Source organism: Acinetobacter sp. ANC_7588, from assembly GCF_056783995.1.
The window spans coordinates 1-25,801 of the sequence record NZ_JBWYIU010000004.1 but is presented as its reverse complement, the minus strand read 5'-3'; the positions used below and the strand labels follow the sequence as shown (position 1 = coordinate 25,801).

Annotated in this window: 29 protein-coding genes, 6 tRNA genes and 1 pseudogene; 28 read left to right on the top strand and 8 right to left on the bottom strand. The window is 38.9% G+C overall.

What is annotated here, in order from left to right; translation table 11 throughout:
• The 3 genes from AC1M9J_RS05175 to AC1M9J_RS05165 are packed head-to-tail and all read left to right on the top strand — an operon-like array spanning position 1 to position 1,387.
• The gene (locus AC1M9J_RS05175; protein ID WP_481595772.1) at positions 1-624 is read left to right on the top strand and encodes a DUF1294 domain-containing protein; all 624 of its coding nucleotides are present in this window, start codon (positions 1-3) and stop codon (positions 622-624) included.
• A gap of 29 nt (positions 625-653) precedes the next feature.
• Complete coding sequence (locus AC1M9J_RS05170) at positions 654-1,046, top strand: DUF4870 family protein (protein WP_035267567.1); 393 nt, start codon at positions 654-656, stop codon at positions 1,044-1,046.
• 26 nt (positions 1,047-1,072) lie between these two features.
• Complete coding sequence (locus tag AC1M9J_RS05165; protein WP_035267565.1) at positions 1,073-1,387, top strand: antibiotic biosynthesis monooxygenase family protein; 315 nt, start codon at positions 1,073-1,075, stop codon at positions 1,385-1,387.
• Positions 1,388-1,389: 2 nt separating this feature from the next.
• Here AC1M9J_RS05165 and AC1M9J_RS05160 read toward each other — a convergent pair whose 3' ends face one another.
• From AC1M9J_RS05160 to AC1M9J_RS05150, 3 genes are all read right to left on the bottom strand, one after another.
• Positions 1,390-2,277, bottom strand: a complete 888-nt coding sequence (locus tag AC1M9J_RS05160; protein ID WP_481591884.1) for a DMT family transporter — start codon at positions 2,275-2,277, stop codon at positions 1,390-1,392.
• A gap of 53 nt (positions 2,278-2,330) precedes the next feature.
• Positions 2,331-3,062 (bottom strand): 1-(5-phosphoribosyl)-5-[(5-phosphoribosylamino)methylideneamino]imidazole-4-carboxamide isomerase, encoded by a 732-nt coding sequence (hisA, locus tag AC1M9J_RS05155; protein WP_035267561.1) that lies wholly within the window; start codon positions 3,060-3,062, stop codon positions 2,331-2,333.
• 129 nt (positions 3,063-3,191) lie between these two features.
• The gene (locus AC1M9J_RS05150) at positions 3,192-3,953 is read right to left on the bottom strand and encodes a hypothetical protein (RefSeq protein WP_179999052.1); all 762 of its coding nucleotides are present in this window, start codon (positions 3,951-3,953) and stop codon (positions 3,192-3,194) included.
• A gap of 541 nt (positions 3,954-4,494) precedes the next feature.
• On the opposite strand from AC1M9J_RS05150, the gene AC1M9J_RS05145 reads away from it, so the two are divergent.
• A complete protein-coding gene (locus AC1M9J_RS05145; protein ID WP_481951999.1) occupies positions 4,495-4,938 on the top strand; it encodes a helix-turn-helix domain-containing protein in 444 nt (147 codons plus the stop codon).
• 50 nt (positions 4,939-4,988) lie between these two features.
• On the opposite strand, the gene hisH is transcribed toward AC1M9J_RS05145, so the two are convergent.
• Together hisH and hisB are read right to left on the bottom strand one after the other, a co-directional pair.
• The gene (gene hisH, locus AC1M9J_RS05140) at positions 4,989-5,606 is read right to left on the bottom strand and encodes an imidazole glycerol phosphate synthase subunit HisH (protein WP_481951998.1); all 618 of its coding nucleotides are present in this window, start codon (positions 5,604-5,606) and stop codon (positions 4,989-4,991) included.
• Positions 5,606-6,199: an imidazoleglycerol-phosphate dehydratase HisB gene (hisB, locus tag AC1M9J_RS05135; protein WP_035267557.1), complete on the bottom strand. Its 594-nt coding sequence runs from the start codon at positions 6,197-6,199 to the stop codon at positions 5,606-5,608. The genes hisH and hisB overlap by 1 nt, the downstream gene beginning before the upstream one ends.
• Positions 6,200-6,292: 93 nt before the next feature.
• On the opposite strand from hisB, the gene AC1M9J_RS05130 reads away from it, so the two are divergent.
• The 4 genes from AC1M9J_RS05130 (at position 6,293) to AC1M9J_RS05115 (ending at position 8,038) form a co-directional block, all read left to right on the top strand.
• Entirely contained in the window at positions 6,293-6,670 is a 378-nt protein-coding gene (locus AC1M9J_RS05130) for a GNAT family N-acetyltransferase (protein ID WP_481588832.1), read from the top strand.
• Between the two features lie 172 nt (positions 6,671-6,842).
• Positions 6,843-6,918 (top strand) — tRNA-Phe (locus tag AC1M9J_RS05125).
• 136 nt (positions 6,919-7,054) lie between these two features.
• Positions 7,055-7,130 (top strand) — tRNA-Phe (locus AC1M9J_RS05120).
• Between the two features lie 131 nt (positions 7,131-7,261).
• Positions 7,262-8,038, top strand: coding sequence for a class I SAM-dependent methyltransferase (locus tag AC1M9J_RS05115; RefSeq protein WP_481595776.1), 777 nt, complete (start codon positions 7,262-7,264; stop codon positions 8,036-8,038).
• Positions 8,039-8,044: 6 nt separating this feature from the next.
• Here AC1M9J_RS05115 and AC1M9J_RS05110 read toward each other — a convergent pair whose 3' ends face one another.
• Positions 8,045-8,467 (bottom strand): GNAT family acetyltransferase, encoded by a 423-nt coding sequence (locus AC1M9J_RS05110; protein ID WP_179999046.1) that lies wholly within the window; start codon positions 8,465-8,467, stop codon positions 8,045-8,047.
• A gap of 270 nt (positions 8,468-8,737) precedes the next feature.
• On the opposite strand from AC1M9J_RS05110, the gene AC1M9J_RS05105 reads away from it, so the two are divergent.
• Positions 8,738-9,205, top strand: a complete 468-nt coding sequence (locus AC1M9J_RS05105) for a hypothetical protein (RefSeq protein WP_481612709.1) — start codon at positions 8,738-8,740, stop codon at positions 9,203-9,205.
• A gap of 216 nt (positions 9,206-9,421) precedes the next feature.
• Here AC1M9J_RS05105 and AC1M9J_RS05100 read toward each other — a convergent pair whose 3' ends face one another.
• Together AC1M9J_RS05100 and argH are read right to left on the bottom strand one after the other, a co-directional pair.
• Complete coding sequence (locus AC1M9J_RS05100; protein WP_035267550.1) at positions 9,422-9,691, bottom strand: oxidative damage protection protein; 270 nt, start codon at positions 9,689-9,691, stop codon at positions 9,422-9,424.
• Between the two features lie 28 nt (positions 9,692-9,719).
• On the bottom strand, positions 9,720-11,150 hold the full coding sequence (gene argH, locus AC1M9J_RS05095; RefSeq protein ID WP_051586571.1) for an argininosuccinate lyase: 1,431 nt from the start codon (positions 11,148-11,150) through the stop codon (positions 9,720-9,722).
• On the opposite strand from argH, the gene AC1M9J_RS05090 reads away from it, so the two are divergent.
• From AC1M9J_RS05090 to AC1M9J_RS05000, 19 genes and pseudogenes are all read left to right on the top strand, one after another.
• A complete protein-coding gene (locus AC1M9J_RS05090) occupies positions 11,141-12,295 on the top strand; it encodes a sensor histidine kinase (protein ID WP_481951997.1) in 1,155 nt (384 codons plus the stop codon). The genes argH and AC1M9J_RS05090 overlap by 10 nt on opposite strands.
• Positions 12,296-12,347: 52 nt before the next feature.
• Positions 12,348-13,085 carry a LytR/AlgR family response regulator transcription factor gene (locus AC1M9J_RS05085; RefSeq protein ID WP_481590125.1) on the top strand — a complete coding sequence of 246 codons (738 nt, stop codon included), beginning with the start codon at positions 12,348-12,350 and terminating at the stop codon, positions 13,083-13,085.
• A gap of 95 nt (positions 13,086-13,180) precedes the next feature.
• Positions 13,181-14,101, top strand: a complete 921-nt coding sequence (gene hemC / locus AC1M9J_RS05080; protein ID WP_481952036.1) for a hydroxymethylbilane synthase — start codon at positions 13,181-13,183, stop codon at positions 14,099-14,101.
• A 9-nt stretch (positions 14,102-14,110) separates the two neighbouring features.
• Positions 14,111-14,893 carry a uroporphyrinogen-III synthase gene (locus AC1M9J_RS05075; RefSeq protein ID WP_481951996.1) on the top strand — a complete coding sequence of 261 codons (783 nt, stop codon included), beginning with the start codon at positions 14,111-14,113 and terminating at the stop codon, positions 14,891-14,893.
• Positions 14,890-15,729 (top strand): hypothetical protein, encoded by an 840-nt coding sequence (locus AC1M9J_RS05070; protein ID WP_481951995.1) that lies wholly within the window; start codon positions 14,890-14,892, stop codon positions 15,727-15,729. Before AC1M9J_RS05075 ends, AC1M9J_RS05070 begins: the two co-directional genes overlap by 4 nt.
• Positions 15,730-15,731: 2 nt before the next feature.
• Positions 15,732-16,925, top strand: coding sequence for a heme biosynthesis protein HemY (locus tag AC1M9J_RS05065; protein ID WP_481590122.1), 1,194 nt, complete (start codon positions 15,732-15,734; stop codon positions 16,923-16,925).
• 9 nt (positions 16,926-16,934) lie between these two features.
• Positions 16,935-17,351, top strand: coding sequence for an acyl-CoA thioesterase (locus AC1M9J_RS05060; protein WP_035267539.1), 417 nt, complete (start codon positions 16,935-16,937; stop codon positions 17,349-17,351).
• Positions 17,352-17,477: 126 nt separating this feature from the next.
• Positions 17,478-17,801 (top strand): H-NS histone family protein, encoded by a 324-nt coding sequence (locus AC1M9J_RS05055; protein WP_035267603.1) that lies wholly within the window; start codon positions 17,478-17,480, stop codon positions 17,799-17,801.
• 166 nt (positions 17,802-17,967) lie between these two features.
• A complete protein-coding gene (gene gspN, locus AC1M9J_RS05050; protein WP_092766456.1) occupies positions 17,968-18,711 on the top strand; it encodes a type II secretion system protein N in 744 nt (247 codons plus the stop codon).
• On the top strand, positions 18,711-19,547 hold the full coding sequence (locus AC1M9J_RS05045) for a type II secretion system protein N (protein WP_481595780.1): 837 nt from the start codon (positions 18,711-18,713) through the stop codon (positions 19,545-19,547). Before gspN ends, AC1M9J_RS05045 begins: the two co-directional genes overlap by 1 nt.
• 42 nt (positions 19,548-19,589) lie before the next feature.
• Positions 19,590-21,977, top strand: coding sequence for a type II secretion system secretin GspD (gene gspD / locus AC1M9J_RS05040; protein ID WP_481951994.1), 2,388 nt, complete (start codon positions 19,590-19,592; stop codon positions 21,975-21,977).
• A gap of 69 nt (positions 21,978-22,046) precedes the next feature.
• Positions 22,047-22,721 (top strand): FHA domain-containing protein, encoded by a 675-nt coding sequence (locus AC1M9J_RS05035; protein ID WP_481951993.1) that lies wholly within the window; start codon positions 22,047-22,049, stop codon positions 22,719-22,721.
• Between the two features lie 59 nt (positions 22,722-22,780).
• The gene (locus tag AC1M9J_RS05030) at positions 22,781-23,452 is read left to right on the top strand and encodes a phosphoglycolate phosphatase (protein WP_180028791.1); all 672 of its coding nucleotides are present in this window, start codon (positions 22,781-22,783) and stop codon (positions 23,450-23,452) included.
• Between the two features lie 117 nt (positions 23,453-23,569).
• Positions 23,570-25,063: an anthranilate synthase component I gene (gene trpE, locus AC1M9J_RS05025; RefSeq protein WP_481951992.1), complete on the top strand. Its 1,494-nt coding sequence runs from the start codon at positions 23,570-23,572 to the stop codon at positions 25,061-25,063.
• Between the two features lie 98 nt (positions 25,064-25,161).
• Positions 25,162-25,237, top strand: a tRNA-Thr gene (locus AC1M9J_RS05020).
• Positions 25,238-25,290: 53 nt separating this feature from the next.
• Positions 25,291-25,374 (top strand) — tRNA-Tyr (locus AC1M9J_RS05015).
• A gap of 34 nt (positions 25,375-25,408) precedes the next feature.
• Positions 25,409-25,484 (top strand) — tRNA-Gly (locus tag AC1M9J_RS05010).
• Between the two features lie 14 nt (positions 25,485-25,498).
• Positions 25,499-25,573, top strand: a tRNA-Thr gene (locus AC1M9J_RS05005).
• A 148-nt stretch (positions 25,574-25,721) separates the two neighbouring features.
• Positions 25,722-25,801: pseudogene (locus tag AC1M9J_RS05000) on the top strand (hypothetical protein); the annotation flags it as partial.

Genomic DNA, 25,801 nt, shown 5'->3' with positions numbered 1-25,801 from the left:
ATGCGTGATCAAGGTCGTCTAGTTGAATGGTTTGATGAAAAAGGCTATGGATTTATTCAACCCAATGATTCATCCAAAGATCGCGTTTTCCTTCACATTAAAGATTTTGCCAAACCAGGCCCAAGACCGATTCCAGGTTGTGCTTTGGAGTATATCGTTCAATTGGATGGTCAAGGTCGATTTAAAGCGAAACAAGTAACATACTTAAAAGCGACTCAGGCAAAAAAAGTAAAAACGAAGCCGCGTCATTCACCAGTTACTCAACAAAAAATGCAACCGATGCAAGTATCGATTATTGCTTATATCTTGACGCTTGCTACATTAGTCCTATTGGGGCTATTGAGTATGATGGTGGTGTTGGTCATTTTATTGATGAACCTGATCACCTATGGCTTATATGCACACGATAAAGCGGCGGCTCAACAGGGGAGTCAACGTGTACCAGAAAATACATTACATGTGGTTTCTCTATTAGGAGGATGGCCGAGTGCTTGGCTTGCTCAGCAACGCTTGCGTCATAAAACACAAAAACAACCATTTCGAAAAATTTATTTCTGTACTATAGCGTTTAATATACTGATTATTTTATGGATAATTTCACCATTTAATGGTTTGAAATTATAAAGCCTCAAAAAAATTAAAAAGGTGACTTTATGAATTATACAGCTGATCAAGATCCAAACCGCAGCTTAACGATTTTACTTTATATCCTGTATATCATCGCTATTTTTTCAGCAGGTATTTTGGCGGTTATTGCGCTAATTATTAACTATTGGAAACGATCAAAGGTACAGGGCTCAATTTTTGAAAGTCATTTTACTTGGCAAATTCGTACTTTTTGGTGGTATTTAATTTGGAATATCATCGCGTTCCTGCCGTTTTTGTTCTTATTCTTCACGGGTGACAATCCTAATGCCTTTGCTGGTGTAGCACTGGGTGCAACAACATTCTGTATCGCAGTGATTGGTTTGTCATGGGTTTGGATTGTTTATCGTGCGATCAAAGGAATTATTAAGGTCAATGATAACGAGCCAATGTATCAATAATTAAAACTCATGAATGGGGTGGTGTCATGATTATTGAGCATGTTCATTTAAATATCAAAATGAACCAGAGTGAGGCATTCGAAAATGCTTTTAAATTAGCTAAAGACATTATTTCACCAATGAAGGGGCTAAATGCGGTTCAGCTGATTAAAAATACGAATAATGAACATGCTTATATTTTACTGATTTACTGGAACAAACTTGAAGATCATACGGAAGGTTTTAGGCAGTCAGAGGCGTATTTAAAATGGAAGGAACTCTTGCATCCCTTTTATGCGCCTATGCCTGAAGCACAGTATTTTCAACCATGTATGATGTTAAAGCTAAAAGAGCCCCAATAAGCTTATTCTTTCTTCTTAAATTTTGGTCTCCACTCACTGGTAATTACACCGAGCACAACCAACACGCCACCTAAAATTGAGAGCATAGCTAAACGCTCACCTGCTAATCTCCCAATCAAAGCCGCCCAAACAGGTTCGCCAGAATAAATAATGGCAGCCTGTGAAGGATCAACCACGCGTTGAGCCCAGTTCATGACTAACTGAATGATTGCACTTGCAAGTCCTAATCCTCCAATAATCGCAACGAAGATCCAGTTAAACTCAGGGAGTTGTGTTTCACCCACCAATGGTGCCATTAGAAAACAAATTAACGATGCAAAAATGAGTTGTAATATCGTCACTCGGCGTAAATTGACTCGAGGTGCAAAGTAACTAATGAGAATAATTTCAAGCGCAATCGCAATTGATCCTATCAAGGTAATGATCTGACCAAATTCAAGCCGAATAGCACCAAACCCATTGCCTGTTAAGAAAACTAAACCTACAAAGGCGAGTCCTGCCCCTATCCATGTCATGACATGTGGCCTTTTTTTAAAGAGCAACCACAATAAGATGGGAACCAACGGCACATAAAGTGCTGTCAAAAAGGCAGACTCGCTACTGGTGATGGTCTGTAAGCCAATGGTTTGCGTTCCATAGCCAATTGCAATCACTGTTCCAATGCAAAATCCTGCCCAAATATCTTTAGCACTAAAATATTTACAATATTGAAGTGAGATCAGACCAACAGCCAGCGCAGCTGCTGCAAATCGAAAGGCAACGAAAAGCACTGGTGTGCTGAAGTTCAATCCATATTTGACTGTTATGAAACTGGCACCCCAAATCATCGTAATTGCAATAAGGGCAAGTTGTGGTGTTTTGGTTTTGAGGGTAGGAGATAAATTCAACATATTTTTTAAGTAAGAAAAAAGAGGTCCTAAGACCTCTTTAGAAACATGCGCTATTAGAGCGCTTGTTCATCAAGTAATAATTGAGCTTCACGAAGATTTAAAGTGCCTTCATAAATTGCACGACCAGTAATCGCACCTAAAATACCAGGCTGACCTTTTAAGTTGCGAACGTCGTCAAGATTGGTCACACCGCCTGAAGCGATCACAGGTAAACCTGAATAAGTCGCAAGATTAACTGTTTGTTCGATATTCACACCTTGCATCATGCCATCACGTGCAATATCTGTATACACGATACTAGATACACCAGCATCTGCAAAGCGTTTAGCTAAATCAGTTGCTTTTACGTCAGTTACATTTGCCCAGCCATCAGTTGCGACCATGCCATTGATTGCATCAATACCGACAATGATGTGGCCTGCGAATTTTCTACAAGCTTCCTCAACAAACTCAGGTTCTTTGACTGCTTTTGTACCAATAATGACGAATGATACACCTGCATCTAAGTAGTGTTCGATAGTTTCAAGAGAACGGATGCCACCACCAATTTGAATTGGCAGTTCAGGTTGTGCTTTTGCAATCGCTTCCACAACAGGTTTGTGAATAGGTGTACCAGCGAAAGCACCATTTAGATCAACTAAATGTAAACGGCGAGCACCAGCGTCTACCCAATGTTGTGCTGTTGCCACAGGATCATCAGAGAAAACGGTATCGTCTTCCATACGACCTTGTTTTAAACGGACACATTTACCATCTTTAAGGTCAATTGCAGGGATAATCAGCATGCTTTCGCTCCTTGCCAGTATTCTGGAGTTTATTCGCAGCAATCTTAGCAAAGAAACATCAAATGAGCGAAGTAACAATGAAAAAAAACCGTCAGAACAATGTTGACGGTTTTTAATACGAACTTTGAATTAAATGTATGGTGTTGTATCTAAGTTAGAGATTAGATCAAAGCTAGTTGGTGTGATACTGGTTGGGATTGCACCTAAAGCATTTGTGATCTCTCCCGTGAATCCTACAAGATCACCCACGACAGGAATCGATGACAGAGCATCTGTTACAGGTGCTAAATCATCCAGTAAATTATCCAATGTTCCTGAGACGTCTCCTAATGTTCCTGTGACACTGCCTAAAGGATCATCAATGAGACCAGTCACGAGATCAAGAGGTTTGGTACTTGCGACATAATCTCCCGTTTCACTCACGAATCCCAAAAGATTTGAAGAAGTTTCTCCGACAACATCTACGACAGCACCTAAACCTGGCACTTGGCTTAGCAGGTCGGTCACGGGATCGGCTAAACCAGCGACTTCACCTACAACATTTGAAACATCTTTGATGGTTTGGCCTACAGTTGCAGTAGTGCCATTCAATGCAGTATTAATGCCCCCTAATAGATCTCCCTTCGAAAAATCATCAGCGATAGCGTGTAAGCCTCCGCTTAAATTTCCTAGTAAATTATTTTCAAGATTGAGTACCGATTCCACTGTATCTCCGATCAGTGGCAATTCTGTTAACTTATCCGTTAATGGTTTGGTCAGCGTCCCTACTGTGTCAACAACGGTATCTACAACTGTCGTTACGGTTTCTAGAATAAAACCAACTGCTTTCGTAATTCCCTGTAAAGCAAGGCTTAGAACGCCACTGATTTTTCCAGTAAAAAGTTTAAACATGTGCAGATTGCTCCAAAATATATGTGGTTAGTGTTGGATCTTTGTTGTTTCAGCAAGTTCATAATTAACAAAGAAAAAAATTTCAGACAAATCGAAAAAAAACAATATAAGTGGAATAATTTTGAAGATATGCCGTAAAAACAGCAACTTAATACAACACAAGGGTAATGTTTAAAAATGTTAACAAAATCAATTATTTATTGTGGTTTAATTTGGTGCTTGATAGAATAAATGTACACTTATAATGCATGAATATTATCGAGTAGCATGGTGTAAATACCTAAAATGCCAACTTGTTCGATTCGTTGATTGATTTTGTGAATTTTGTGTATTTTTTTAATGATTAAAATTGGTGCTCATTGTCTTTACATAAGTTAACAATTAATCATTGGGTCAATTTATTTTTCTTTTTAATTCAAACTGAGTAATGAGAAAAATTAGATCACACTTTTATTTGTGAATTATCTATATTGAAAATAATTTCAATTTCATCTGATTTGTTTGGCAATATTAGACTCAACTGCATAGGCTTAATGTTAAATTGAAACTGCAGACAGTGAATAAGATTTGGACAGAAGCGATGGCAGTTCAAGAAGATGATTTATTTAGCGAAGGTGCTAAAAAACTTAGAAAATTGATCAAAGAGAAAAACATTAAACCGACTGATGTGGTGAATGCATTGGGAGTCTCTAAGGAAACACTGTCGAAATGGGTGCAAGAGTCAACTCCTGCTAATGCTCAACATCTAGTTGAATTAGCGAAAGTACTGAGTGCTGCAGAACGATGGGTTTCAGACGCAAAAGATGGTAAAAAATCAGAAAGTTTTAAACAGTATCATTTGAAGGATGAGTTGGCTTTAAAAGATGCAACGCCAGAACAATTAATTTCAGAACTTAAAAGTCGTTATGCTGCGCTGAATCTAAAAGCAGAAATTAAAGTAACTGTTGAGCCAATTGAAGGTGGCTTTGTCGTAAAAGATATTTAGAGTAAAGTCTGAAAAAAAGCTCACTGAAAACAGTGAGCTTTATTATGGCTTTAAATTTTCCACTCTACAAAATTTTTCAACAACTGTAAGCCAGCTGTATGACTTTTTTCTGGATGGAACTGAGTAGCAAACAAATTATCTTTATGGATTGCGGTGCAGAATTCCAAACCGTAGTTACATGTCGCAGCAATGATCTCAGATTGTTTCGGTTCAACATAGAAACTATGTACGAAATAGAAACGAGCATCTTGATCAATGTTGTTCCACATTGGATGGCTTGGATCTGCTTGGTGTACCTGATTCCAACCCATATGGGGAACTTTTAAACCTTCAATATCTGGAAAGCGTTTAACAGCACCATCAAAAATGCCTAATGCATCTGCACCACCATTTTCTTCAGAGTGTTCCAGCAGAGCTTGCATGCCGACACAAATCGCAAGGACAGGCTTGTTGAAAACGGCATTGCGTACAACCTCGTCAATGCCAGCCTCGTGCATACCTTGCATGCAATCACGCATTGCACCAACGCCTGGGAACACAATTTTATCTGCTTGAGCAATCAGCTTAGGATCATTGGTCACATCAACGGTTGCACCAACATGCTCAAGTGCTTTTGCTGCTGAGTGAAGATTTCCCATGCCATAATCAAGAAGGGCAATACGGGTCATTACAAAGTACCTTTGGTTGAAGCTACAGTATTTTCTGCACGTGGATCTACTTCACAAGCCATACGAAGTGCTCGTGCAAATGCTTTAAATACACTTTCAATTTGGTGATGGCTATTTTTACCTTTCAAATTGTCTATGTGGAGTGTCATTAATGCGTGATTCACAAAGCCTTGGAAAAACTCAGAGAATAGGTCGACATCAAAAGTACCAATGCGCGCGCGCGTAAATGGAATGTCCATCCATAAGCCAGGGCGGCCTGATAGGTCAACAACGACACGACTCAAGGACTCATCAAGTGGTGCATAGAAGTGACCATAGCGACGTAAACCTTTTTTGTCACCTAAAGCCTGTGCAAATGCCTGACCAAGGGTAATACCACAGTCTTCTACTGTATGGTGATCATCAATTTCTAAATCGCCGTCGCAATGAATATCGATATCAAATAAACCATGACGCTTGATTTGGTCGATCATATGGTCTAAAAATGGAACACCTGTATTGAGGGTGCCTTGACCAGTACCATCAAGATTCACGCGAACACGAATTTTGGTTTCGTTTGTGTTTCTTACCACTTCACTGATACGTTGCGTCATAGACACGTTCCTCAAAAACGTTAAAAATGATGAATGTAGATTTTCGATGTCACGAAAGTGACAGCATATTAGATTGCTCAGGAGGGTTAATCAATGCCTATAACCGTACATGCAATAACTTCGCTTGATAATGTTGAAGTTCGTGAACAGCTTGAGCGCTTATATGACACCAGTCCAGAATTTAGTGACGGACAAGATGCCATTGAACAACTTGAGCAAAACTTAACTCAGTATACCTTACTTTATACGGCAGAATTTAATACAAAGATCATTGGGGCCATTTGGTCAACTGGACAAGGTGAAAGTCGAACGCTTGAAAATATCGTAGTTCATCCGGCTAACCGTGGACGTGGTGTCGCAGAGCGCTTAGTGAGTGAAGCATGTCGAATGGAAGAAGAGAAAGGCGTTAATCATTTTGAGCCTGGATGTGGTGCAATACATCGTTGTTTAAGTAGTTTGGAAAAAATTTAAAACTATTGTTCGATTTTAAATATTAAAAGTCAGTCAATACTGGCTTTTTTTATTGGATTTGTATGTATTTACATCGAATAATCTAAATGTTGTTTTAAAAACATCCATTTGTTTAAATATCCCAAAAACTTGCTTGACTATATCGAGATGAAACTGTTTAATACGCGACATCGGCGTGATAGCTCAGTTGGTAGAGCAACGGATTGAAAATCCGTGTGTCCCCAGTTCGATCCTGGGTCTCGCCACCATATTCTTTTAAGAATTTGTATTTTCAATCTCTGATCCCATCAGAGATTTTTTTTTGGGTAAAATTTACTCGAACAAATAAAAAATGCATGATTTTTATTGACTATTGAGCTCAGTTACGGCTTAATACACCCCATCGGCGTGATAGCTCAGTTGGTAGAGCAACGGATTGAAAATCCGTGTGTCCCCAGTTCGATCCTGGGTCTCGCCACCATATTCGAAAAATCCTCAACAATGTTGAGGATTTTTTTTGCTTATAAAATAATACAAAATGAATCGAAGTCATTCATCATCCATTTTTTTGATGTGCTAAGGTTGATTTCTCGATCAAATTCAGAATAAAAAATGAAAGACCTATTTTCTGATCAAAGTGAGCTTTATCAACAAGCTCGTCCAAGTTATCCACAAAGTGTGATTGACGAAATCTTCAAATATGTTCAGAACTATGAAATGGCTTGGGATTGCGGGGCAGGTTCAGGACAATTCACCCGCTTATTGGCTCCGCATTTTAATCAAGTCATTGCAACGGATATAAGCGCAGCACAACTTCAGCAAGCCCCAGCAATAGATAATGTAATTTACCGAATTGATAATGCTGAACATAGCAATTTTAAAGCACAATGTTTTGACCTGATTACAGTTGCCCAAGCCATTCATTGGTTTGACTTCGAGTTATTTTTTCAAGAAGTCTATCGAACACTGAAGCCCCAGGGTGTCTTTGCAGTGATTGGATATGGGCTTATTGAAGTGGAGAATGAGGAGCTTCAAAGCTGTATTGAAAAGCTATATCACCAAGTATTGAAAACATATTGGGAGATTGAGCGTCACTATATTGATCTGAAATATCAAACGATTCCATTTCCTTTTGAAGAAATCCCGACCTGTGAGCAGCACATGCATTGTAAATGGCGGATTGATCAATTGATTGATTATTTAAATACATGGTCAGCTTTAAAGAAATATCTTAAACAAAATACGCAAGCCAATAATCAGGCGACACAAATCTTAAGTCAGATGAGCCAATATGCCTTAACTTTGAATAATGATACCGGTCATAAATTTAATATTCGATTCCCAATATTTTTACGGATCGGTAAATTGATAAATGCTCCTGTTTTATAAAATTTCTTAATGGTCGTGAATGAGTCTTTTAGCAAGGCATACAACTTCTTTTTCGTCATATCCCAATTGTTCATAAAAGTTTTGAATATCAATAAATTCTTTTTGCACTAAAAGCTGAACTTCTGGACAACCAAGTGCAATCAATCTTTTTTCCAAATGTTGAATCAACGCTGTAGCAACACCATTCCGTTGATGATTGGGATGTACCGCGAGGTAATTGATCCACCCGCGATGACCGTCGTAACCACCCATTAATGTTGCGATAATGAACTGATCTTTCACAGCCACCAAGAATAAGTCATCTTTTTGTGCAGCCTTCCTAAAAATATCAATTTCCGGATTATTCCATGGTCGTGTTAGATCACATCTTTCCCAGAGTTGAATGATGTCTTCTAAGTCAGTCTCAATATAAGGACGAATGATAAACATGATGCGCTCAAATGGTGGTTAATTTTAATACAGAGATTAGCCTACTCTGATGAAATTGATAACTCATAATCATCTTATGTGTCTATTTTCTGCTTTACATTTATGCAGTCTTTTTTAGATAGCAAGATAAATATCAATAAAAAAGATTTGTCTGTGACGTGAGTCTAACAACTCTTGTTAAGTAAATGATATTTAAGATAAATGGTAGTTGTGTTTGGCTGAAATGTTTTTAAAGATGGCTTTTATTACGTTCAGTGAGAGCGATGGGGAATGAGACAATTTAAGCAAGTTTTGTGGGGAATCTGTGCTTGGGGTCTTTCGAGTATGAGTTGGGCGGCACATCCTAACAATGGGCATTTTAAATTACTGCCAGACGATCAGTTAAGTTTGGTCAATGCTTTAGGTATTGAGGAATCTCAAATTCGTGAAATTACATCTTTTAAATCTCAGGATTTAAACCATTTAGAAAATTTTGTGAGTGATAGAAAAAGGATTCATTATATAAAGGATGAAGAGCAACCTTTTAAAGCGCTTATGGACTTAACATCTATGAACTCTTTACAATTCAATGGACAGGTTTTGGAGCAGCGGTTTGATCTTCAAAATCGGCAGATTTACATTAAATTTGGCCCAATTCGTGTTGACCGAATGGAGATGCAGTTAAATATGGATGGAGTTTACCAATTAGGTCATATTTTAAATCCACCACAAGCACTTCTTTCGTCAGCTAAATTTTGACTCCATTGATATTTATTTGATGTCCCATAAAAAAGGACCTCTATTACGCAGATTCTTTTGGGATTAAAGCCTGTGCACACCTTCTGTGTTTTTCTTGCCTAATTTTTAAAGTAACGCATAAAAAAGAATCCCCAAAGATGGGGATTCTTTTTAGATTAAAGCCTACGCGGACTTCGTCCTTATCTTACGTAAAAAAGAAAAGCAGTGCTTTCTTTTTTACTCAGGCTTTAGGCCTTCAGCTTTTTCTAAAGTTTCATCATTGTTGAAGAACTTTTCACGTTGTTCTTCAAGAAATTTCTTTGCATCAGCTTCAAAGACATTTAAACGTTTTTCATTGATTAAAGTAGTTTGATGCTTTAACCATTCGCCCCATGCTTGCTTAGAAACACTATCAAATAGTTCCTGACCTTTAGGACCAGGGAATGGTGCAAAATCCAAACCTTCCATTTCTTTTTGATACTTACGGCAAAATACTTGGCGAGACATATCAATACTCCAAAAATATAATCAGAAATTAAGCGTAAAGAGCTTCTAAACGCGCATGAGCACGCTCAATTGCTGCTTCAACTTGAGCAGGTGCTGTTCCACCGATGTGGTTACGTGCATTGACAGAAGCTTCTAAAGTTAATGCTTTTTCAAAGACGTCAGCTTGAATTAAATCAGAGAATTGTTGAAGTTGTTCAAGCGTAAGTTCTGATAAATCCTTACCTTCTTGTACGCCAAGCGCAACTGCTTTACCGACGATTTCATGTGCATCGCGGAATGCAACACCATTTTTCACTAAGTAATCAGCAAGGTCGGTTGCTGTTGAGAAACCACGCAGCGCAGCTTCGCGCATTTCAGGAATATTTGGAACAAGTGCAGGAATCATGTCTGCGAAAGCCATCAAAGAGCCTCGAACTGTATCGATAGCATCAAATAGTGGTTCTTTATCTTCTTGGTTGTCTTTGTTATATGCCAAAGGTTGACCTTTCATGAGGGTAAGTAGACTCATTAAGTCGCCATATACACGGCCTGTTTTACCACGAACAAGTTCAGGTACATCAGGATTTTTCTTCTGAGGCATAATCGAAGAGCCTGTGCAGAAGCGGTCAGGAATATTCACAAACTTGAATTGTGCAGATGTCCAAAGAATTAATTCTTCAGACATGCGAGATAAGTGCATCATGATGAGTGATGCCGCAGCATTAAACTCAATACCAAAATCACGATCAGATACAGCATCTAATGAGTTTTCTGCAACTGCTTCAAATCCTAAAAGTTCTGCTGTATAAGCACGATCGATTGGATAAGTGGTACCTGCAAGCGCAGCAGAACCTAAAGGCATGCGATTCACGCGTTTACGGCAGTCAATCAGGCGTTCTGAGTCACGTACCAGCATTTCAAACCATGCCATTAAATGATGTCCAAACGTCACAGGTTGTGCAGTTTGAAGATGGGTAAAGCCAGGCATAATTGTATTTGTATTTTTAGCAGCCAAACCTAGAATGCCTTTTTGCAGTTTGTGTAATAACCCTAGGATGGCATCAATTTCATCACGTACATACAAACGAATATCCGTTGCTACTTGGTCATTACGGCTACGACCTGTATGTAATTTCTTCCCTGTAATCCCAATACGTTGAGTTAATCGAGATTCAATGTTCATGTGAACATCTTCTAAATCAATACGCCATTCGAAGTTGCCAGCTTCAATGTCCGCTTTAATTGCGGTTAAGCCTGCGATGATGTCATCACGCTCTTGTTCAGTGAGTACACCGACTTTTGCCAACATCGTTGCATGTGCGATTGAACCTGCAATATCTTGTTTATAAAAGCGTTGGTCAAATTGGACAGATGCTGTAAATTCAGCGACAAAGGCATCAGTTGCTTCGGAAAAACGACCGCCCCACATACCTGAAGTTTGGGCTTGTGACGGATTAGAGGAATTAGAAGATGTGGTCATGTCGGCTCAGTAAAAGAAAAAGCAGTAATTTTGCATCCAGTATAACAAATTCAAATCAAGATGCCGAAGTCTTGCCTATGGATAATTCTTCAAAAGATAAACAAGAATTTATTGATGCGAATTTCTTTGTACGTATTGGGCAATGGCAATATTTTGCAGAGTTATTTATTGCCAGTATTTTTTTGGCGTTATTGCTGTGCCTAGCAGAGTCACAGTCTTGGTCAAATTTACAGACATCACAAGTGATCAAGTATGTGCTTTATATCAATTGGGTGGTATTGGTCTTTATCGCCGTAATTGATTTGTTTAGGGAGTTTTGGCAAAAATTAACAACTTGGCAGTCTGCAATTTATACATTCGTACTATTAGAACTCATTATCCTATTCACTACTTGTAGTTTGAATTTTCTGTTTTTTTGGGGAAGTAATTTTTCTTTACAAAAAATTTCATGGTTACTTTTATTTGATCATGTGATTTTACATATGAGCTATGGCGTATTGTTGATCACTTTTTGTTTACGATATATCTATGTTCGGGGTGAGTGGTTAAAGCAGCAACAAGGTGAATTGAATGCTCGAATTCAAGCCATGCAAGCAAGAATACATCCACACTTTCTTTTTAATAGTTTAAATAGTGTGGTGAGTCTGATTGGGAGTGATCCAGATAAAGCAGAGCAAATGCTCATCGATCTTTCAAGGTTGTTTAGAGCAAGCTTTCAAGAGCTTAAAATTGTCACATTAAAAGAAGAAATCCAATTGTGTGAACATTATTTGGCGGTTGAAAAGCTAAGGTTGGGTTCGAGATTAAATGTGGAATGGAATATCTTGCAACCAGAGCAGTTGGGCCAAGCAAGTATCCCTTTTTTAACTTTACAGCCTTTAATTGAGAATAGTATCTTTCATGGGGTGGAGAAAAAGTTAATTGATGCAAAGATTGTCATATTGGTTGAAATATTACAAAATCAAGTCACTATAGTCATTACTAACCCTTATATAGCCGATAAAATGGCCAATAGGGAGGGGAATGGTATTGCGATAGAAAACGTGAAACAGCGTTTGAAAGCACACTATGGGTATACGGTACAGTTTAGGAGTCATGCAGGTAATGGAATTTACACGACTGTAGTCCAGTACCAATATAAATAAAATCAAGTTAATACATTAAAATAAGCAACGTTAACTTGAGCAAGGAGGAACAATGGACATCCTAATTTGTGATGATGAGCCACTCGCGGTTGAGCGCTTATCTCGCTTGGTCACTCAATTGGGGCATCAAGTTGTTGCAGCTGCGCACCATGGAAAAGAAGCTTTGACCTTAGTGCAACAATATGAGCCTGATGTAATTTTACTTGACATCCAAATGCCTGAAATGGATGGTTTGACATGTGCTCAGCATCTTTCACAGCTAAACCCAATGCCTGCTATTGTTTTTTGCACGGCCTATGATGAGCATGCTTTGACTGCTATTCAGGCACAAGCGAAAGGCTATTTATTAAAACCGATTATCAAATCAGAATTAGAAAATACACTGAATAATTTAACTAAACTTACTCAAGCTCAAATGTCAAATATAGAACAAAAAGAAAATATGGAAGAAAAACATCAGCGTCAGCAAATCGCTGCGAAAACGTATCGTGGTCTTGAACTCATTCCTATCGAAAATGTTTACTATTTTCTGGCTGATCAGAAATACGTAACAGTACGACACAAAAACGGCAGTGTCTTGATTGATGAGACCTTAAAAGATTTAGAACGTGAGTTTTCAAATAAATTTATACGAATTCATCGAAATGCGCTGATTGCATTGGATTATTTGGATGGATTGGAGTTGGTTGCTTCAGGCCAGTATCAAGTTCGTTGTCGTGAACTTGAAGAGAAATTGGCGGTCAGTCGCCGTCACTTACCTTTGCTTAGAGAAAGAATGCAAAATATTTAGTTGCCTAAAATTATAATGATTGCCGAACAATTTACTTGCAATTTTGGGACAGCAGGGTAAGTTTAGGATGTCTAAAGTTTGGCAGCATTAAAATGATCAAAACCTTAAAAATTGCAACTCGTCAAAGTCCATTGGCTTTATGGCAGGCGGAGCATATTCGTGAGCGACTTGAGACCCTACATGCTGGTCTAAAAGTTGAGTTGGTGACGTTTGTGACCCAAGGTGATAAAATTTTAGACACTCCTTTAGCCAAGATTGGTGGAAAAGGTTTATTTGTTAAAGAGCTTGAGGCTGCATTACTTGATGGTCGTGCAGATCTGGCTGTCCATTCCATGAAAGATGTGCCGATGGCGCTCCCAGAAGGATTAAGTCTTGCCGTGATTTGCGAGCGAGAAGATCCTTTAGATGCTTTTGTTTCGAATACTTATAGCAAGTTTGAAGATTTGCCCCTCGGAGCCAAAGTGGGAACTTCAAGTTTGCGTCGTAAATGTCAAATTTTAAAAGCTCGTCCAGATCTTGAGATTATAGATTTACGTGGAAATGTAGGCACGCGACTATCTAAGCTTGATTCGGGGCTTTACGATGCCATCATTTTGGCAAGCGCAGGTTTAAAGCGTTTAGGTTTAGCACAGCGTATTCGACACACGCTGGATACACAGACGAGTTTGCCCGCAGTTGGCCAAGGCGCATTAGGTCTTGAGTGTCGAGGTGACGATGCACGCGTATTAGAGTTGATTCGACCTTTATTACATGCAGAAACTGATGCGTGTGTTCGTGCAGAACGTGCATTTAATGCTTATTTGGAAGGTGGGTGTCAGGTACCGATTGCGGGATATGCGACTTTAAATGATCAACAGATTCAATTAGAGGGGCGCGTTGGCAGTGTGGATGGTCAAACATTATTGGTTGCTAAAGTAGAAGGTCCAGTTGAAAAAGCTGAAACGTTGGGTGTTTCACTAGCAAAAGCTTTGATTGACCAAGGTGCTGCTGATTTATTAAAAGCACTGTATAAATAAAAAAATGAAATGAAGTTTATCAATACTCGACCTGCAGATCGTGCTAAACCTCTCAATGAGGCACTGGTACGTGCAGGATATGAGCCTATCGAGCTATCTGTACTAGAGTTGGCTGCTGTTCATTGGAGTGATGAACTTGATCAGCTCTTTCAGCAATTAATTTCAGCACAAGTGATTGTGGTCGTCAGTCCAACAGCCGTTGAAGTTGGCATGCAGTTTCTCGAAAAATCGGGACTTAGATTGACCGATTTAAATCATATCAAATGGATTGCAGTTGGCCGGAAAACAGCTGAAGCTCTAAGTCGATATGGTGTTAAAAGTTTAGTTCCAGATGTTGAAACATCTGAAGGAATGTTAAGTCTTCCGGTTTTAACACAAAATGCTGATCTCAAACGTATTGCGTTTTGGCGGGGAGAAGGTGGCCGTCAGTTCATGATGCAGCAGTGTCATACTGCTAAAATTGAAGTACTTAATTTTGTTTTATACTCCCGCTACTGCCCAAGTGATGCTCAAGATAAATTTAAACATCTACTTGAAGCATTCAATGCAAATCCACAACCTTATGCTGTATTGATTAGTAGTGAAGCCAGTTGGAAAAATTGGCTGAGTTTATGCAAAAATTATCCTGTATTTATGCAACACGGTCATTACTTAGTTTTAGCGGATCGGTTATATCAGATCGTGTGTATGTATCAACAGACCTCAAATACTAAATTTCAAATCACTCAAATTGCGGACTTAATGCCAGATACGATTTTGTCGCAGCTTGAAAGTGAACATAGGCACTCATGAAGAAAATTTTATATCTATTCATTTTAGGCTTAATCATTTGGTTGATTAAACTCAGCTATGATCATTTTTCATTACAAGAAAAAGTTGAGTTGCTACAACAAACTCAACATAAATCAGAGCAATTAGTGGCAAGTTTGAATGATCAGTTGGTAGCAATTCAGCGCTCAAATCAGCAGGTTTCGTCTCAATCCAATCCACCTCAGCAAAACAATAATCAACAAGAAATTCAATCTGAAATCAATCCAATCAAACTCTTAAGTCAAAAATTAGAGCTAATTCAATTTGCCTTAGATCAACATGAGTTTGCATATGCACTTGAGCAACTCAATCAACTGGATCAACTGGTTGAGCGCTTGGCTTTGGCAGATACATTGCAGGTTTCAATGCATCGAGCTGTTGAGCATGATCAAAAAATGATTCAACAATATGTTGTGGCAAAAAATATTCAAATTGCTCAGTTAGGTGACTTGCTTGAAAATATTGATGCAAATTTGAAAAATGAACAACAAGTACAGCACCTCACGAGTGATAACTCTTCGCAATCCTCATGGTTTGAGCGTGTATTCAAAGTTGAACGCGTTGATGAACAGATGCCGGTATTACTTAATCGAAGATTAGTTTTAAAAGAAGTTCAATTGAGAGTGTTATTTGCTCAAAGAGCACTACAACAAGGACAATACATTGACTATCAAAATGCACTGACCTCAATTATCGATGAACTGGATCAACTGCCTGATGCTGTGGCAATCAGAATAAAAAATAAAGCGAAACATCTCAAACAAGCACAACTTTTACCTGTCCCTAAATTGAACAGTAAAGCAATTTTAGAGGGCTAATCATGAAACATATTTTTATAGTTTATGCATTAGTTGGTTTAATGATATTAGCCGTGTTAAGTGTGCTGAGTTATCAAGAAGGGCCAGGTTATATTTACATACTTTGGCACGGTATTCAGATTCAAACGAACCTCTGGTTTGTTTCATTTTTTCTTCTATTCGTTGCTTTATCTCTTCATCTTTTATGGTTTTGGGTTGGAAAGATGAGATCAAGAGAGCAGCGTAAAATTCAACAAGTTACAGACTTTTCAAGGTTACATACGTATGAAAAATTAGGTGTTTTGTGGGTTTTGGAGGCCAACACAAAACAGCGAGAATATTTACAACCTGTGTTTGAGAACTCAGGATTACTCAAAGAGGTTATTCAGTCTCGTATATGGTTGAAGCAAGATCGTATTGATGATGCGTTGAGTGTTTTACAACAAAGTCCTGCAGATGCTTTTGAATTGGCTGAACTCCAGCGTATTGAAATTTATTTAGCTCAAGAGCTTCCAGATCAGGCTTTAACCCATTTAGAGTTTTTACATGGTCATATGCTGTCACCTTGGTTAAAAGATCTTGAAGATGCTTATCAGCATAAGTTGAATCATCTATGGGGTAGATTTGCGATTCAATATCCATGGCATTATTTAAAAGCCACGCAATATGGTCATTTAGATTTGGAACATAAAAAGAAATGGCTTTTAAAGCTACTCAATGATTTTGACAACGTTTCAAATACAGATTTAGAGCTTATTCAAATTCGGTATGCTCAAATGAGTGATCAAATTGTGTCGTCTTCATATGGTATTAAATCGTTATGGTTAAAACTTATTTCTCGCATTCCTGAGATGGCTTTTGATGAAACTCAACTTTCTTTGTCTTTATTAGAAGAACGGTTCGATCAGGATATTTTTTATTTATGGTTTCAACAACAATTGTTAAAACAAAATCCTGATTATGAAATGCTTGAAAACCAGATTGATCATTTTGAAATGAAATATCCTGGATTACCGATTTTGAGTTTTTCTAAATGGCATATTTATACTGCGACTCATCGTGAACAGGATGCTGAGGCATTATTGCAATTATATCCTGATCACCCTTTAATGAACTATTTAAGAATTAAATCTGTATTAAAAGGCGATGCTGTATTAACTCAGCAATTGAACAGTGTCTTTGAGACCCATAATAAATTTATTCAATTTAAGTTATGAGAATGATGAATGAAACAAATGAATGAGTACAAAGTCATTACCCATCAAAAAGTCGCTTGGGGTGATATGGATGCTTTTGGACATGTCAATAATGTGATTTATTATCGCTATATTGAAACTGCTCGAATAGAGTATTTGAATCAATTAGAAATCTTAGCGTTAGATATTAATACTGTTGTGGCTTCAAATAGTTGTAAATATCTTAAACCAGTGTTTTATCCTGATTATTTACGCATTGGAACTAAAGTGGTTGAATTGCGTAACTCTGCCTTCAGGATGGAATATACAGTTTGGAGTGAGCAACAGAATGAAATTGTGGCAATTGCTGAGGCCGTTATAGTTTGTGTGGATAAAAATACAATGCAAAAGGTTTTGATTCCAGAGCATATTAGAGAAAAAATAATAGAAATAGACTCGGTTAATTAATGTGTTAAATTATTTGTTTTATTTATGTATATTAAATAACATGATGGATTGATTAAAATAATTTATAACAATAAGATGGCGCTTTATAAATCTAATAATGATATTGAATTTTTTGGAGTAAATGTTATGCCTGATATTAGTAATTTATCTGTTGAAGAGTTAAGAAAGTTAACTGCTGAAGCCCAAGCTTTGATCGAGTCTAAGAAAGATCAGGAAATTGAAGATGCTTATCATCAGATTACTCAAATTGCTGAATCAGTGGGTATGTCTTTAGAGCAATTCATTGAATATGGTGCACAAAAGCGTAAGAAAAGCACGCGTAAATCTGTAGAGCCTCGTTATCGTAATAAAAATAATACTGCGGAGACTTGGACAGGGCGTGGAAAGAAGCCACGTTGGTTGGTTGCAGAGCTTGAAAAAGGTGCCAAATTAGAAGATTTCCTTATCTAATTTCACTGATTTGTCATGTAATGACACTAATATTAAAAAAACCAAGCAAATCTGCTTGGTTTTTTTATAAGTGAATTGGAGAAGTGTAAAATTTATGCATAATACCAAGATAGAAAATTTTCAAACATTTTGCGGTTAATTAGACTTAGATGTTGGTATACATGGAATGATAAAAAAATCAAAAAAAATGGTGTGGTTAAGCGTCGCTATCTTCGCTTTTTTATTATTTGTTTTTTTACAAGTTCCAGCATCGTGGCTCATTGCTAAATTTTATAAAAATAATCAAATTTTAAAAAATGTCAGTGGCAATATCTGGCAAGGTCAAGCAGATTGGCAAAAAGGAAATCTTGCAGGTTCTGTCATCTGGCAAACACGTCCTCTCGATCTGATTTTATTAAGAGCTGGTGCCAACTTAGAAATACATAGTGGTCAGACGCAACTCAACGGTGTGGTGGGTTATGGGCTTGGAAAAAAAATAATTATCAAAAATATGAATGGAAATATTGCCCCTGAAACACTCAAAACATTTGTGGATTGGCAATGGCCTCAGAATAGTATTCAGTTGAAGGATGTAGCATTTCAATTCAAACAAAACGATGGTTTTGCAAAAACCGCCGGAGAGATGCAATGGGGTGGTGGTACGCTAACTTATACCTTTGCCCAGAAACAAGAACGAATGAATATGCCATCTTTAAAAGGGCAATTTTCAGACGAAGCTGGAAAACTGCTCATTGATGTACAAGATCAGCGCGGGCAAAAAATGGCCAACCTTAGTTTAGATCCTGCATTAATGTTGGATGCACAGGTGACCCAAAGATTATTAATGAATGTGCCTTCATATGATGGTAAAGCTGGTTTGGATACCTTTGTTGTCAGTACGAGACAGCCACTGCTGAGTGGAGGCTTCTAATGAAGGGATTCCAAGATAAGTTTTCACAAATTTCATTTAAAGATTTAGATCGAATTGCTCCGCTTACTTTATTTATTCTGATTTTAATCTTAATGTGGAAGCTCGCTTCATTATTTTGGTTGGTGGTTGCACCACCGCAAGTCATGCAAGTTGAGCGAGTCGCATTAGGTTCGCAGCAACCTCCTGTTCCGAATATATCGAGTTTCTCTTTGTTTCAAGAAACAGGTGCGCAAGTGAGTGGTGCTGATGCTAATTTAGCGCTTACGTTGCAAGGGGTTGTGGTTTCGACGCCAAGTAGTCAATCTTCAGCCGTGATTAAAGTGCGAGAGGTTGCTGATCGTTATACCATTGGACAAACTTTGGAAGGAAGTTCTTATCAGCTTTCAGAAGTATATTGGGATCATGTGGTATTGAAACAGCCGAGTGGTGCGACGACTGAGTTGAGATTTACTGGAATAGAGAATCTTAATCAGCCACTGATACCTGATGCACAGCAAAATTCTGCTAACGTAACACCGAATTCTGGTCAAACGACCACTCAAAATGCCATTGGTCAGGCAATCAATCAAATTCAAGAAAATCGTGAACAATACTTAAGTAATATGGGTGTCAACACTGACAGTGGTCAAGGTTATGAAGTCACGGATCGAACGCCTGCATTTTTGAGAAGCAAACTGGGATTAAGACCTGGTGATCGCGTTTTATCCTTGAATGGGCAGTCAGTCGGTCAAGGACAAAGCGATGCACAACTGCTAGAACAGGCTAAACGAGAAGGTAAAGTTCGCATTGAAGTAAAACGAGGTGATCAAGTGATGACCTTCCAACAAGAATTTTAAAATGTGTAAATTTGCATAAAGTATTAGGAAATATAACAAGTTATGGATTTTTTAAATCGAAATCGGTCACTTTGGGCGATGGTCGCAGTAGCACCAGTATTGGCTGTCGCAAGTACCGCTGCGCAAGCGCAAACTTGGAAAATTAACCTGCGTGATGCAGATTTAACTGCATTTATTAATGAAGTGGCAGATATCACGGGAAAAAACTTCGCAGTTGATCCGCGGGTTCGGGGTAATGTGACGGTCATTTCAAATAAGGCTTTAAACAAAGCTGAAGTCTATGATTTGTTCTTGGGTGTGTTAAACGTTAATGGCGTTGTTGCTGTACCTGCGGGTAACACTATCCGCTTAGTCCCTGACAATAATGTAAAAAATTCAGGTGTGCCTTTTGATGCCTCTCGGAACGCACGAGGTGATCAAGTGGTCACTCGTGTCATTTGGCTGGAAAATACTAACCCCAATGATCTAATACCCGCGTTAAGACCACTCATGCCGCAATTTGCGCATTTGGCGGCGGTACAAGGTACAAATGCGCTTATAGTCTCAGATCGTGCGAATAATATTGCACAGCTTGAAACGATTATTCGTAATTTAGATGGAACGGGACAAAACGATATCGAGGCTATTAGCTTGCAGTCTAGCCAAGCTGAAGAGCTGATAGTTTTGTTGGATTCAATGTCTTCTACGGGTGGTGCCAAAGACATTTCAGGTTCTCGAGTACGTATTATCGCAGATGCACGTACTAATAGGATTTTGATCAAGGGTGATCCAAGTACTCGTAAACGCATTCGTCAAATGATCGAAATGCTTGATGTTCCTTCAGCTGATCGCTTAGGCGGTCTAAAAGTATTTAAGCTTAAGTATGCAAGCGCAAAAAATTTGGCTGAAATTTTACAAGGTTTAGTATCTGGTCAGGCGGTGAATAGTACCAGTAATCCAAATAGTTCAAGCTCCAATTCAAGTGCTAGTAACTCATTAATTAATAATACCTCGAGTAATACGTCTTCAAATGGGAGTGTGAATACCCCAGCGATTAATTTGAATAGTGGTTCAAATCAAAATCAACAAGATATTACAAGTTTTAATAGTAATGGCGTGAGTATTATTGCTGATGGTGCACAAAATGCATTAGTGGTAAAAGCAGATCCTCAACTCATGCGTGAAATTGAATCTGCTATTCATCAACTTGACGTGCGTCGTCAACAAATTCTCATTGAGGCTGCTATTGTTGAAGTTGAAGGAAATGACGTAGATCAATTGGGTGTTCAGTGGGCACTAGGTGACATCAGTAGCGGTATTGGTGTAATCAATTTTGATAAAGCGGGTGTAGGGCTGAGTCAATTGGCTTCTGGATTCCTTGGTAATGTAGCTACGGGTGCTGGTTTGATTGGAGCTGGTGCTTCATTGGCCTTAGGTGAATATAAAGAAGGTGCGAATGGATCGCGTAAACTGTATGGCGCACTGATTCAGGCATTAAAGACCAATACTAAGTCGAACTTATTGTCTACACCATCGATTGTCACCATGGATAACGAGGAAGCTTATATCGTTGTGGGTGAGAATGTCCCATTCCAGACAGGATCTGTGACAACGACAGGTGGAACAGCAAACCCTTATACTTCAATTGAGCGTAAAGATGTTGGTGTAACATTAAAGGTCATTCCGCAAATTGGTGAAGGTGGAACAGTTCGTCTTGCTGTAGAACAAGAAGTATCCTCGGTGAAGCCAGATAGTGGTGAGGCGAAAGACTTGGTGACCACTAAGCGTGCCATAAAAACCTCGATTTTGGCTGAAAATGGTCAAACAATTGTACTGGGTGGTCTGATTTCAGATGATACTAAGTTAACGCGTCAAGGCGTCCCAGGTTTAAGCTCGATTCCTGGTTTGGGTAGACTGTTTAGAGCAGATGCAAAGAATAATGTGAAAAGAAACCTACTCGTTTTTATTCATCCAACAATCGTAGGAGATACGGCTGATATTCGTAGATTGTCACAGCAACGCTATGATCGTTTATATAGTTTGCAGTTAGCACTGGATGGTGATGGGACATTTAAGAAGTTACCGGATAATGTTGATGATATCTTCCAACAGCGGTTGCCTGTATCAAGTACTCCTCAACCCGTCAAGCCTATCGTAGTGCCATCACCGCCTCAAGCAGTAGAGCCACAGGTACAGCGTTATACTGCTCCAACAGCTCAGTCTAAGCCAGTAGGGCGTGTGATTGAACGTCCAAATGTCATCGTGACTCAGGATCCTGTGGTGAAATCAACGCGAGTGCTGCCAAAGCCTGTGATTTACAATCAAGTTGCCACAACAAATACAAACAATGCCCAAGTCGTGGTGGAAACCCCTGTCGCGATTGAGCCAAAACAAGATGTGCAAAGAACACAAAATACGGTCACAACCACGATATTGAGACCATCTCGATAACATGCGTTCAATGTGAATCTCGAAAACAGCCATGTTAAAATGTCAAAACTTGAATAATGGATCGAAACTATGACTTGGAAATTACAAACAATTACTGGCGAATTTGCGGGTAAAGAAGTTGATATCGATCGAGACATGTTGGTGGGTCGTCATCAAGATGCAGATATTTTGATTCAGTCTGCAGATGTATCACGCCGTCATGCTGCTTTGTTTCTAAAAGAGCAGGTGCTCACTGTTCAAGACTTAGGTTCGTCAAATGGCACGTTTATTAACGATACAAAAGTTGCTGAAGGCGAAACTATTGTTAAAAATGGCGATATTCTGCAATTCGCTAGCCATAAATTTTCAGTTTTAGCACCTGCGCAATCTGCACAAACATTACAAGATGTTCAGCAGCCTAGCGAAGCAATCGCAACAGCTGAAATTTCTTCAAAGGTTGCAGTAGAGAAGACAGCAGCAGCTGAAATGCTTGAGCAGGGTATGCCTGATCTGAAAGAGCGAGATAGCTCAGTTCAGCTTACTCGAGATGGTATGCCTCAAAATGTAGGAATTCCTAAACCAGCGCCAATTCCTGAGGGAGTTGATGTTAATACAACTGTCAATAAGCATGAAGCGTGTGAGGTAAATATTCCTGCAGCTTGTACGGAAAAAGAGTTGGAAACTCAAAAAAATGCCAATATTGGCTTAATGGCATTATTGGTGTTAGTGATTGTGGCACTGGTTGTCTGGTTTATTTTCAACTAAGTTGCATGTGATTTTTTAAGGCATGCTTTCGCATGCCTTTTTTTGTTAGGTTTAAAATAATGAATATTGCGAATTTGGAACAGCGTGACTTAATTCTTTTTGATCTGGATGGAACTTTGGTTGATTCGGCATTTGATCTATATCGTGCCATGAATATGAGTTTGAATGTATTAGAACTGCCTTTGGTCACAGAATCTCAAGTTCGAAATTGGATTGGCAAAGGGACTTCATTGTTCTGTCAGAGTGTTTTAATGCATCTGACTGGGCGTGTAGAGCCTTCTGAGCATCAACAATTATTGGATACTTTTTTAGAAATTTATAATGCCGAACCGTGCGTGGATACGCGTCCATTTCACGGCATTATCGAATTTTTAGAGTGGGGTCGAGCTCATCAAAAAAAAATGGTGTGTGTCACGAATAAGCCGGAATTACCCGCTAGAAAAATATTGGCTGAATTAAAGATGGATCACTATTTTGTGGATACGGTGGGTGGAGATCGTTTTGAGGTGAGAAAACCAGATCCTAAACCTTTGTTGCATTGTGTTGAGGCCTTTGGAACTGATGTGGCAAATACCTTGATGATTGGTGACTCATCGAATGATGTAGAGGCAGCGCGCCGTGCGGGTATTGATTGTATTGTCGTAAGCTATGGTTATAATCATGGTGAAGATATTCAGTTATGTAAGCCGCAACAAGTTGTTGATGATTTAACTGTGTTGATTTCTAAATAAGTTGTAATAAATAAAGAAGGGTAGAGGAATGAATAGTTTTAATGTTTTTCGATGGCGTCTCTCAGCGCAGACCTTATAGAACATTCAATATGCATCGAAAACTACAGAGAATTCCTCATGACAACGTCAACTCAATTTCAACAACTTCAATCACAAGGTTTTAACTTAATTCCAGTTTATCGCCAACGCTTAGCAGATACTGATACTCCATTGTCAGTATTTGCACGTTTAAAACAACATCAACAAGCCTATTTATTTGAGTCTGTAGAAGGTGGTGAAAACTGGGCGCGTTATTCCATTATTGGTCTAGGTGAGTCAACCGTATTCTCTTGTAATGCAGGACAATTAACAATTCAGAATGCTGACGGTCAAGTCGAATCGTTTGAGTGTCAAGATCCTTTCCAGTATATCCGTGACTTTCAATCGCAGTTCAAAGTGCCATCAAAAGCAGAACTTCCAGATTTGCCTAACTTTACAGGGGGCTTGGTGGGCTATCTAGGTTATGACGCGGTACGTTATATTGAACCGCGTTTAAATAACGTTCCTGATGCTGATCCTGTTGGATTGCCAGATTTATGGCTCATGTTGTCTAAAACAGTTGTAGTTTTTGATAATTTAAAAGACACGCTATTTATTATCGTACATGCGGATACACAGGATGCGGATGCTTTTGATAAAGCACAAAGCCAGCTGGATGAAATTGAATCATTACTTGCCACACCGGTGAGCTTGCAGGCAAAGCCTCACACGGCCCCTCATTTTGAATCATTAACAGGTAAAGAAAAATTCTTAGAATCGATTGAAACTGTTAAAGAGTACATTCGTGCGGGTGATGTGATGCAGGTGGTTCCTGGTCATCGCATGGTATCGGACTTTGATGGTGATCCTTTACAAGTATATCGCGCATTACGTCATCTTAATCCTTCACCATATCTGTTTTTAGTACAAGGAAAGACGCTTAGTGATGAAAAGCCATTTTATATTGTGGGCTCATCACCTGAAATTTTATCGCGTTTAGAAAATGGAGTGGCGACTGTGCGCCCATTAGCGGGCACACGACCACGAGGTAAAACCAAAGAAGAAGATTTAGCGCTGGAAAAAGATTTACTTTCCGATGAGAAAGAAATCGCAGAGCACTTAATGTTGATTGATTTGGGTCGCAATGACATTGGGCGTGTATCAAAAATTGGTAAAGTGCAAGTCACTGATCAAATGGTGATCGAACGTTATTCACATGTCATGCATATTGTTTCTAATGTGCAAGGGGAAGTTGCGGAAGGCGTAGATGCTTTGGATGTTTTTAAAGCAACATTCCCTGCAGGAACACTTTCTGGGGCACCAAAAATTCGTGCTATGGAAATTATTGACGAAGTTGAGCCAGTAAAACGTGGAATTTTTGGCGGTGCTGTTGGTTATTTAGGCTGGCATGGTGAAATGGACATGTCTATCGCAATTAGAACCTGTGTTATTCGCGAAAATAAGGTTTATGTACAGGCTGGTGCGGGTCTTGTTGCAGACTCAAATCCTGATTCTGAGTGGAATGAAACCCAAATAAAAGCTCGCGCAGTGATCAAAGCGGTTGAATTATCATCAAACGGATTGATTTTGTGAGTTTTTAGGGTTTTTTTTGAAAAAAACACTTGCACGGATTTCAAGTTTTGCTAAACTGCACACCGTTCCGATACGAAACGTACGAAACACTAAGAAACGCCGGCATAGCTCAGTTGGTAGAGCAACTGACTTGTAATCAGTAGGTCCACAGTTCGAATCCGTGTGCCGGCACCATCTTAGAGAGTTTAAGTAGTCGAGTAAAGAACAACACTGAAGTAAGTGTAAATGGTGAGATTCCCGAGCGGTCAAAGGGAGCAGACTGTAACTCTGCCGCGTAAGCTTCGAAGGTTCGAATCCTTCTCTCACCACCAATTTTAAAACTTCGATCTAGTGTCTTACCAATATGCGGGAGTAGCTCAGTTGGTAGAGCGGCAGCCTTCCAAGCTGCATGTCGCGAGTTCGACCCTCGTCTCCCGCTCCATCGAAGTATTAAATGCTCTTATAGCTCAGTGGTAGAGCACTCCCTTGGTAAGGGAGAGGTCTCGAGTTCAAATCTCGATAAGAGCTCCAGATATACAGTTTAGTAGAAATTTCTACAAAGTTTTAAAGAAAGCAGGCTTATTAGTCTGCTTTTCAAGTATTTAAAGTGTCATTTTTTGGCGACAGGTCGATACTGAACAATCTTAGAATTGTGTTCGACGTAAACGAGGAAGATCTCATGGCTAAGGCTAAGTTTGAACGTAATAAGCCACACGTTAACGTGGGCACAATCGGTCACGTTGACCATGGTAAAACAAC